The 8848-nt window shown below is 71.4% G+C and carries 9 protein-coding genes; 4 read left to right on the plus strand and 5 right to left on the minus strand.

The window, feature by feature from the left end; all coding sequences use genetic code 11:
- The first annotated feature begins 193 nt into the window (after nt 1–193).
- Nucleotides 194–1105 (plus strand): CPBP family intramembrane glutamic endopeptidase, encoded by a 912-nt coding sequence (locus tag ACFU9P_RS04740; RefSeq protein WP_384077778.1) that lies wholly within the window; start codon nt 194–196, stop codon nt 1103–1105.
- A gap of 133 nt (nt 1106–1238) precedes the next feature.
- On the opposite strand, the gene ACFU9P_RS04745 is transcribed toward ACFU9P_RS04740, so the two are convergent.
- A complete protein-coding gene (locus ACFU9P_RS04745) occupies nt 1239–2069 on the minus strand; it encodes an SDR family oxidoreductase (RefSeq protein ID WP_384077779.1) in 831 nt (276 codons plus the stop codon).
- Between the two features lie 111 nt (nt 2070–2180).
- On the opposite strand from ACFU9P_RS04745, the gene ACFU9P_RS04750 reads away from it, so the two are divergent.
- A complete protein-coding gene (locus ACFU9P_RS04750; protein WP_384077780.1) occupies nt 2181–2831 on the plus strand; it encodes a TetR/AcrR family transcriptional regulator in 651 nt (216 codons plus the stop codon).
- A 61-nt stretch (nt 2832–2892) separates the two neighbouring features.
- On the opposite strand, the gene ACFU9P_RS04755 is transcribed toward ACFU9P_RS04750, so the two are convergent.
- The 3 genes from ACFU9P_RS04755 to ACFU9P_RS04765 form a co-directional block, all read right to left on the minus strand.
- Entirely contained in the window at nt 2893–4056 is a 1164-nt protein-coding gene (locus ACFU9P_RS04755; protein ID WP_384077781.1) for a lactonase family protein, read from the minus strand.
- Between the two features lie 244 nt (nt 4057–4300).
- Nucleotides 4301–5740: an MFS transporter gene (locus tag ACFU9P_RS04760; RefSeq protein WP_384077782.1), complete on the minus strand. Its 1440-nt coding sequence runs from the start codon at nt 5738–5740 to the stop codon at nt 4301–4303.
- A 140-nt stretch (nt 5741–5880) separates the two neighbouring features.
- The gene (locus tag ACFU9P_RS04765; RefSeq protein ID WP_384077783.1) at nt 5881–6327 is read right to left on the minus strand and encodes a MarR family winged helix-turn-helix transcriptional regulator; all 447 of its coding nucleotides are present in this window, start codon (nt 6325–6327) and stop codon (nt 5881–5883) included.
- Nucleotides 6328–6413: 86 nt separating this feature from the next.
- Here ACFU9P_RS04765 and ACFU9P_RS04770 point away from each other — a divergent pair, with 86 nt between their 5' ends.
- Nucleotides 6414–6974 carry a cysteine hydrolase family protein gene (locus tag ACFU9P_RS04770; protein WP_384077784.1) on the plus strand — a complete coding sequence of 187 codons (561 nt, stop codon included), beginning with the start codon at nt 6414–6416 and terminating at the stop codon, nt 6972–6974.
- A gap of 25 nt (nt 6975–6999) precedes the next feature.
- Here the strand turns inward: ACFU9P_RS04770 and ACFU9P_RS04775 are convergent, their stop codons facing one another.
- Entirely contained in the window at nt 7000–8073 is a 1074-nt protein-coding gene (locus tag ACFU9P_RS04775; RefSeq protein ID WP_376386258.1) for an alkene reductase, read from the minus strand.
- 137 nt (nt 8074–8210) lie between these two features.
- Here ACFU9P_RS04775 and ACFU9P_RS04780 point away from each other — a divergent pair, with 137 nt between their 5' ends.
- Nucleotides 8211–8588 (plus strand): MerR family transcriptional regulator, encoded by a 378-nt coding sequence (locus tag ACFU9P_RS04780; RefSeq protein WP_376386260.1) that lies wholly within the window; start codon nt 8211–8213, stop codon nt 8586–8588.
- Nucleotides 8589–8848 lie beyond the last annotated feature (260 nt).

An 8848-nucleotide genomic window follows, 5' to 3' on the forward strand; every position in this document is an offset into this window, starting at 1 on the left:
CCTCCCGCCGCTCGCGCGGGAGTTGCCCGTACCGGCAGCGCGCTTCTGTCCCCCGCGAGAGCTACCCGTACTGTCCCCCGCAGCGGGATGGGCCCGCGCCGCCCGGACCCTAGCCTCGCTGAAGACGCCGCGGTGATCCCCAGCGCGGCACTTCCCGAAGGAGCGGCGGACGGTGTCGCAATCGTCATCCCCTGTGGACCCACAGACCCCGGGCCAGGCCGGCCCGCAGAACCCCGCGGCGAGCGCTCCGCCCGCCCAGCCGGGCACCACCACCCGTCAGTGGCTCCGCCCGGCGGGGGTACGGCTCGTCCTCATGCTCGTTGTGTTCGCGGGGGTCAACGCGGCGGCCGCGGGCCTCACCGGCGCGGCGGGCAGCTCCTTCTGGACTCTGCCCCTCGGCGTCGTGATCGCCGCGCTGGCGCTGTGGGCCTACATCCGTGCGGTGCGGTTCACCGAACGCAGAAGCACGGACGAGCTGCGCGTGGCGGACGCGCGCGCCGGACTGGTACGCGGCACGGGCTGGGGCGTGCTGCTGTTCACGGTGACGATCGGGGTCATCGCGCTGTTCGGCGGATACCGGACGGCCGGCTGGGGCTCGTTCGTCGGCTTCCTCGCGGTGCTGGGCCTGATGTGCGCGGTCGCGGTCACCGAGGAGCTGCTGTTCCGCGGGGTGCTCTTCCGTATCGTCGAGGAACTCGCCGGTACGTGGGGGGCGTTGGCGGTCAGCGCCACGCTGTTCGGTCTGCTGCACCTGATCAATCCGAACGCGACCTTCTGGGGCGGGCTGGCGATCGCCGTCGAGGCGGGCCTGATGTTCGGCGCGGCGTACGCCGCCACCCGGAGCCTGTGGGTTCCCATCGGTGTGCACCTGGGCTGGAACACCGCCGAGCTGGGAATCTTCGGCACCACCGTCTCCGGCAACGACGACACGCTGGTGGGTCTGGTGCACTCCACGATGTCCGGCCCGGGCGCGCTCACCGGCGGCGCCTTCGGCCCCGAGGCGAGCATCGTCGCCGTCCTCGTCTGTGCCGTACCCACCGTCCTCTTCCTGCGCGCGGCCCGCCGCGACGGCCGCATACTCCCCCGCGCCGCGAAGCGCGCCTGACGCGCGGGCGGCCGTCCGGCGCCCCAGCCGTTCGACGGTACGGTCCCGCAGGGGACGACGGTACGGTCCATCACGCCGACCGGGCCCCGCCACGGGTCCGGCCGGCGGCGCGTCCGTCATGGGACCGCGCGTCTCACCCCACGGTGATGTGCCCCGTCCGCAGCGCGGCGATGACACCGCCGTCGACCAGGATGTCGCTGCCGGAGATGAACCGGGCGCCGGGGCTGAGCAGGAACTCGGCGGTCCTCGCGATATCGGCCGCCGTTCCCTCCCCCTTGGCGTTGGAGCCGTCGATCATGGCCTGGATGACGGCGCCGTGCTCGCCGCTCAGTTCTGAGTTGCCCATGGGCGTGGCGATATGGCCAGGGCTGATCGCGTTGATCCGGGCGCCCCTGGCACCCCATGTCACACTCGCGGCCTGGACGCGTACGAGGTTGGCCCGCTTGGCGAAGGCATAGGCGGCTCCGCGGTGCGGGAAGTTGTCCGGGTTCGCGATGGGCAGGCCGAGAAGCCGGTCGGCAGGGGTGTTGGCCAGTTCCAGCGCCTGCTCCGCGGGGAAGGGCGGGTAGTTGTGACCGGCCATGCTCGCGATGACAACACCGGCTCCGCCCGACGCGACGACCTCGCCGAACTCCTCGGTCACCAGGGCGACCCCGAGCAGATCCACCGCCAGGATGGCGGCCACCGGTGCCTGTACGGGCGAAAGCCCCGCGGTGTGCACCACATACCGGACCTCGCCGAGGGACGCGGCGCGCTCGGCGAGCGCCGCCACCGAGGCGCGCGACGAGACGTCGACCGCCTGTGCGGTGACCTCGTACCCCTCGCCCCGCATCTGCGCGGACACGGTGTCCAGGGTCTCTTCGCTGAAGTCCGCGAGGAGCAGATGGACACCGGGTCCGATGCGCCGCGCGATCGCCTGACCCATTCCGCCCACGCCGATCACCACCGCGATGTGCTGCGACATGCTCACTTCCTTTGCCGGGGCGTACGACGAACACGCCCCGCGTCCGACGGCCGCCATTTATCAGACAGGCGTCCGTTATCCGACAGGTGTCGGAGAGGATACGCTCACCGTATGCCTGCGCACCACGTGGACGCCCGTATCCGCCGCTCCCGCGCCGCCCTGGAGACCGCCCTGCGCGAGCTGATCGCCGAGCGCGACCTGGTCCAGCTCTCGGTGTCCGACATCACCAAACGCGCGGGCGTCACCCGGTCCACGTTCTACGAGCACTACAGCGATGTGCACGAGCTGGCCGCCGCGGCATGCACCTCCATGTTCGACGGGCTGGTGGCCGCCACCCCGGCCGGCCCGCGGGATCTCCCGCGCGACGGCCGCTCCCCGGACAACCCCCTGGCGGGGGTGTTCGCCCATGTCGCCGAGCACGCCGCCCTCTACCGCGCGGTGCTCGGCCGGGACGGCAGCGCCCGTGTGATCAACCATCTGCTGCAGCGGGTCGCGATCGCCGTACATGTCAGCCGTGGGCCCGCCGATGCCCTCCCGTCCAGCCATGCCGACGACCCGGAGGCCATCCCCCACGACCCGGCGGCCGCGTTCGTGGCGGGCGCGCTGCTCGGTACCGTCCTCGACTGGCTGCACCACGGCTGCCCCGGCACGCCCGAGCAGATCGGCGCCGCGCTCTGGCCCCAGCTCCTCGCCGGCGCGGAGGCGGCCACCGGGACATACGACGAGGCCGCGGCACCTGGACCTGGTGCCGCGGCCTCGTGATCCCACATGCGGCCGACGGCTGAACGCGGCTGGAGGAATAGAGGGCTAGAGGGCCAGACGACTAGAGGACGACAATGCCCTCTCCGGCGACCGCGTCCGGCACCGGGGTTGTGCTGATCTTGGTGAGGGAGCCGTCGTCGTTGATACGGAAGCCGTCGACCGCGCCCACGCCTCCCGTCTGTACGTACAGGAAGTGGTTGTCGGGTGTGACGGCGCTGTCGACGGTGCCGGTCCCGGTGGGGGTGTTGCCGAGCGCTCTGAGATGCGCTCCGCGGGTCTGCTGGAAGCCGGAGACGGTGTTGCTGCCCGCGTTCGACACGTAGAACCGGTTCCCTGCACGGACGACCCAGCAGCTCGCCTGCTGGCCGGTGAGGATGTCGTCGAGGAGTGTGACGTCACTGTCCTTCTCGATACGGAAGGTCAGTACGGCGTTGGGGCCCGCGTCCGCGACAACGAGGCGGCCGTGCCGGTCGAAGGTCAGTCCGAACGGGGCCGAACCGGCCTTGCTGCTGACGACGGCCCGGGGCGCAGGGGCACCGGAGGGGCTGAGGGGGAAGACCGCGATGCTGTTGCCGCCCATCTTGGTGGTGACGACGAGCCGCGATCCGTCGGGGGTGAAGGCGACCTGGCCGGGGGTGTGGAGGAACTCCGGTGTGGCGGCGGTGTTCAGCCGCAGCGCGCGGTTCCACTCCGCGACGCGCCGCAGACCGTCCTTGGTGAGCCGGTAGCCCTGGATGGATCCGCCCTTGCGCGCGTTGAGTACGTACACCCGGTCCTCGTGCACCGTGACGCTGACGGGGAACGTACCGCCGGAGTAGACGACCTGCTTGCGGTGCAGCCGCTCGCCGTCCACCGAGAACACGGTGACCGTGTTGCTGCCCGCGTTGACCGCGTACAGCAGGTTGTGGCGGGGGTCGTACGTCAGGGATCCCTGCGAGGCGAGATGGTCGACGACGGAGCCTCCGAGGGCCCCGCCCTTGCCGTCGGTGGCGAACACGCCCCGCTTGTGGAGGGTGCCGTCCGCGGCGCGGAGGTAGGCGACGACCTTGTTCCCGCTGATGCTGTCGGTCTGGACGAAGACACGGCCCCGGTGTTCTCCGGGGTGCCGCTCCGAGTCGGCGGAGGCGGGAATCGCGAGTGCGGCCATGGCGACGGTGACCGCGGTCGCGATCCTGGTGACGGTCGCGATCCTGGTGATACGGAAAAACGTTTTTGCGCGCCTCATCGGCGTTCCCCTTCAGGCAGATACGGGTTCGGGTGGGGGTGCCCCTGCCTGGGCGGATCCGGCAGGGGCAGCGTCCGCCGTCATGATCGAGTACCTGAAGGGCGGGGTGATGGACCGACCGGGGGTCGTTCCCTCGGGCGAGTGAGCGGCAGGGTGTCGTACGGCGGCATGGTGTCGTACGGCCGCATCGTGTCGCACGGCCGCATGGTGTCGTACGGGCCGCATGCCGTCCGGCGCGTGATCCTCAGGAGGCGCGGCCGGCGCCGGCCGTCTCGCGAGCCGCCGGTACGGCGAGGGAGCGGTCGGCGACGGTGAGGACGAGGAGGACGGCCGCGGCGGCGAGCATGAACACGGCGAGACCGTGAAGGCCCTCGGTGGTGGCGCGCCGGCCGAAGAAGGCACCGGTCGCGCTGGAGGACACCATCGCGCCGAGATACATGAAGGTGCGCAGCAGACCGGAGGACGCGCCCATCCGTGCGGGATCCGCCTGGTGGTAGAGCGCGTTCTGGTTGGCGAGGCTGATCAGTCCCTGGGGCAGCCCCAGGAGGGCGGTGACGGCAACGAGAATCCAGACCGCCGTGTGGTCACCGAGGACGAGAAGCAGGGCGCAGGCGGCGAGTTGGACGGCGGCGCCGACGACGAGCTTGCCGAGCACCGCGGCCCTGCGCCCGGTGAGCGCGGACACGACGATGCCGACGGCGAAGGTGGGCAGCAGGACCAGTCCGGCGGCGGAGGCGCTCAGGCCCCTGCCGTCCTCCAGCCACTGGGTGAAGCCGTAGATGAAGGCGTACGAGACGGTGTATCCCACGAGCGTGCGGGCGTAGGTGGCGAGCAGCGGGACATTGCCGGCGAAGACACGCACGTCGATGAACGGGTCGGTGGCGCGCAGCTCGCGGAGGGCGAACCCGGCACCGGCCAGGACGGTGACGGCGAGGAGCCACACCCGGTCGAGGCGCGTGTCCATGAGGAAGAGCAGCAGCGAGACCAGGGTGGCGGCGAACAGGAGGATGCCGACCGCGTCGATACGCGCGCGGGCCGGCGGAGCGCCGACGGTACGGGCAGGAGTGCCCGGGGTACGGCCGGGGACGCCGGGGGTACGGGCCGGGGCGGCTTGAGCGGGGGCGGTTTCGGCGGGAGCGGCCTGGGCGGGCAGGTGCCCGGGCAGGAACAGCAGGCCGAGGACGAGGCAGGCGATCGCGAGCGGGATGTTGACCGCGAAGGTGCTGCGCCAGCCGCCGACTCCGATGAGCAGGCCGCCGAGGGTGGGGCCGACAACGGCGATGGTCTGGGTGGCGACGGCGAGGGCCGTGAGGACACCGGCGGGGCTCTTCATTCCCGTACGGTCGGCCTCGCTGCGTATCAGATACATGGCGGCCGGATAGCCGGCGCAGGTGCCGAAGCCGAGGATGACGCGCGCGGCGACGAGGACACCGAGGTTCGGGGCGAGCGTGCCGAGCACTCCGGCGATGCCGGTCAGCGCGGCGCCCGCGAGGAACAGGCGTCTGGGGCCGTACATGTCGACGAGCCGCCCGGCGAGCGGCTGCCCTATGGATGTCGCGAGGTAGAGCGCGGAGATGAGCCAGGCGGTCTCGGAGGCGTCGGCGCCGAGGGCGGCACCGATCGGCGCGAGGGCGACGGCGATGATCGACGAGTTGACGGGGTTGAGGATGGCGCCGGTCATCATCGGCGCGAGCAGCCGCCTGTCGAAGGCGTGCTCGGGGGGTTTCGTGTTCAGTTCGTACGCCTTCCCATCAAGTCCGCGCGCTTTCCGGTCAGTTCGTGAGATCGGCAGGCTGGCTCAGTTCGTGAGACCAGCCGGTGCGCTCAGTCGGCGAGCCGTCCCAGCAGCCGCATCGCCTCGACGACGGTGCGGCGCTCGGCATCGTCGAACCGCTCCTGGAAAGCCCGGGCCAGCCACTCCACGCCTGCCTGACGTGCGCCTTCGACACGCTCCCGGCCGGCCTCGGTCAGCTCGACGATCTGACGGCGTCCGTCGGAGGGGTCGGGGGTACGGGTGATCAGTCCCAGCTTCCGCAGGGACGTCAGGGTGACGGCCATGGACTGCTGCCGTACATGCTCGGCGGTCGCCAGCGCGGCGGCGGTGACCGCTTCGCTCTTGCCGATACGCATCAGAACGGACGCCTGCGAAGGGGTCAGGTCCTCCCCGTCGGTCACCTGCATGATCCGCCGCCGCAGCCGGCTGACCACCACACGCAGGTCCAGGGAGGCCTGGAGCGCCGAGGCCTCGATGGGGTTCGTTTCACTTTGCATATATTCACTCTACACTGTTTAATGCAAACTGTTCAGTTGAAACTGAGCTTCTTCTCAGCCACTTCCCCTGTCGAGAGGACCCCCTCATGTCCGAGTCCCGTACGGCCCTGCTGGTCATGGACTTCCAGAACGGCATCGTCGAGCGCCTGGGCAGCGACTCCGTCGTCGGGGCGGCCGGCCGCGCCGTCGAGGCGGCACGTGCCGCGGGCGTCCCGGTGATGTTCGTACGCGTGGCGTTCCGCCCCGGTTATCCGGAGGCCGCCGCCACGAACCTCGCCTTCGGCGCTCTCGCCCAGACCGGCGACGCGTTCACCCAGGACAGCCCGGCCACCCAGGTGATCGCCGCGCTCGCGCCGCGCGACGACGAGCCCGTCGTCGTCAAGCGCCGCGTCAGCGCGTTCAGCGGCAACGACCTGGACGTCCTGCTGCGCGCGGCCCGTGCGGACAGTCTCGTCCTGGCCGGCATCGCGACCAGCGGCGTCGTACTCTCCACCCTGCGCCAGGCGGCCGACCTCGACTACCGCCTGACCGTCCTGGCCGACGCCTGCGGCGACCAGGACCCCGAGGTCCACCGCGTCCTCACCGAGAAGGTCTTCCCCCGCCAGGCCCTGGTCACCACGGCGGACGAGTGGGCCAAGTCCCTCTGACCGAGCCCGCGTCACCGGCCCCGCGTCAGGCCGAGTACTGGTGGGCCGGGTAGGTCAAGTAGCCCGCGTCACCGCCCTGGTAGTACGTGGCCTCGTCGACGGGGGCGATCGGGAGGCCGCCGCGCAGCCGCTCGACCAGGTCGGGATTGGCGATGAAGGCGCGGCCGAAGCTGATGAGGTCGGCGCCCAGCGCGAGCCAGTGCTCGGCGTCGTCCCGGCCGGTCTGCTTCGGGCCCATCGGAAGCACCGGGTTCATGATGAGCGTGCCCGGCCATGCCCGGCGCAGGGCGACCAGCACCTCTTCGTCGGCGGTGGCTTCGAGGTGTACGTACGCCACCCCGAGGCGCGCCAGTTCGGTCAGCAGCGCGGTGTAGAGCTCGCGGACGTCGGTCTCCTCAACTCCCCAGAACGACCCGCCCGGTGAGAGCCGGATGCCGGTTCTGGCCGCGCCGATGGCCTCGACGGTGGCGGCGGTGGCCTCCACGGCGAAACGGATCCGGTTGGCGACCGGACCTCCGTAACGGTCCGTGCGCAGGTTGGCGTTGGACGAGAGGAACTGCGAGATCAGATAGCCGTTGGCGCCGTGCAGTTCCACGCCGTCGAAGCCCGCGTCGACGGCGTGGCGGGCGGCCCGGGCGTACGACCGTACGTGCTCGGGCACTTCGGCCGTGTCCAGGGCGCGCGGCGTGGGGGCGGGCTGTGGCCCGGTGGGGGTGAACACGTCGCCGACTGCGGGTACGGCGGAGGGCGCGACCGGCCGTGTGCCGGTGGTGTCGGGGTGCGAGACCCGGCCGCCGTGCATGATCTGGGCGAAGATCCGTCCGCCGCTGGTGTGGACGGCAGCGGTCACGGGGCGCCAGGCGGCGACCTGCTCGTCGGTGTGCAGTCCCGGTGTTCCCGGGTTGGACTGTCCGATCACACTCGGCTGCACGCCCTCGCTCACGATCAGCCCGGCCGTGGCCCGCTGGGCGTAGTAGGCCGCCATCGACGGCGTCGCCAGACCGCCGGCGGCGGCCCGGACCCGGGTCATCGGGGCCATGACCACCCGGTTGGGCAGCGTCAGGCTCCCGAGCCGGTGGCTGGTGAAAAGGGTCGTCACGTCAAGACTCCTTCGCGGTCCTCGGCGCCCGGACCCGGGCGCTGCCGCTACGCTAAAACCTCACATTGATGTCAGAGGCAAGGCCCGTGGCCGTCAGAGGCAAGGTCTGTGACGCAGGACATATCCAGGAGGGGCTTGTGCGGATCGGGGAACTCGCGTCGCGGGCCGGGGTCAGCGTCCGGTCCGTGCGCTACTACGAGGAGCAGGGCCTGCTCACCAGCACGCGCAGCCCCAGCGGCCAGCGGCACTACACGGACTATGAGGTCGAGCGGGTCGCGTTCATCCAGCGGCTGTTCGCCGCGGGTCTGTCCAGCCGCACCATCACCGAGCTGCTGCCCTGCGTCGACGCGCCCAGCGAGCAGAACTCCGACTCCGCGCTGGAACGGATGGCGCAGGAGCGCGACCGGCTGTCCACGCACATCGCCGACCTCATACGGACCCGGGACGCACTCGACGGCCTGATGGCCACGGCCCGCGCGTACCGCGAGCAACTGAGGACGGCCGCCGTCGGCTGACCGCCGGGTCCGGCCCGGCCGACAGCGCTCGGCCCGGACCAGCGAGGCGGCCGGTGCGGGCTGGGGCTGATGGCGCTCGCTGTCCGCTGCCGCTGATCAGGAGGAGGCCGGAGACGATCAGGCTGGTTTCGACGAGGGCGGTGAAGGCGGGTGCGGGGGGGGGGGAGGGGAGGGGGGAGGGAGGGAAGGAGAGAGCGGGCCCCTCCCCGCGCGCACCCCGGTTCACCCGCGAGCGGCCGGCCGCCGGACTCCGTGATCGT

It is taken from the genome of Streptomyces sp. NPDC057617, from assembly GCF_042800555.1.
Lineage (GTDB): Bacteria > Actinomycetota > Actinomycetes > Streptomycetales > Streptomycetaceae > Streptomyces.

Excerpts from the sequence above, each read along its gene's own strand:
- ACFU9P_RS04745 (WP_384077779.1), bottom strand. The coding sequence starts at position 2,069 with ATGTCGCAGCACATCGCGGTGGTGATCGGCGTGGGCGGAATGGGTCAG.
- ACFU9P_RS04750 (WP_384077780.1), top strand. The coding sequence starts at position 2,181 with ATGCCTGCGCACCACGTGGACGCCCGTATCCGCCGCTCCCGCGCCGCC.
- ACFU9P_RS04755 (WP_384077781.1), bottom strand. The coding sequence starts at position 4,056 with ATGAGGCGCGCAAAAACGTTTTTCCGTATCACCAGGATCGCGACCGTC.
- ACFU9P_RS04760 (WP_384077782.1), bottom strand. The coding sequence starts at position 5,740 with ATGATGACCGGCGCCATCCTCAACCCCGTCAACTCGTCGATCATCGCC.
- ACFU9P_RS04765 (WP_384077783.1), bottom strand. The coding sequence starts at position 6,327 with ATGCAAAGTGAAACGAACCCCATCGAGGCCTCGGCGCTCCAGGCCTCC.
- ACFU9P_RS04770 (WP_384077784.1), top strand. The coding sequence starts at position 6,414 with ATGTCCGAGTCCCGTACGGCCCTGCTGGTCATGGACTTCCAGAACGGC.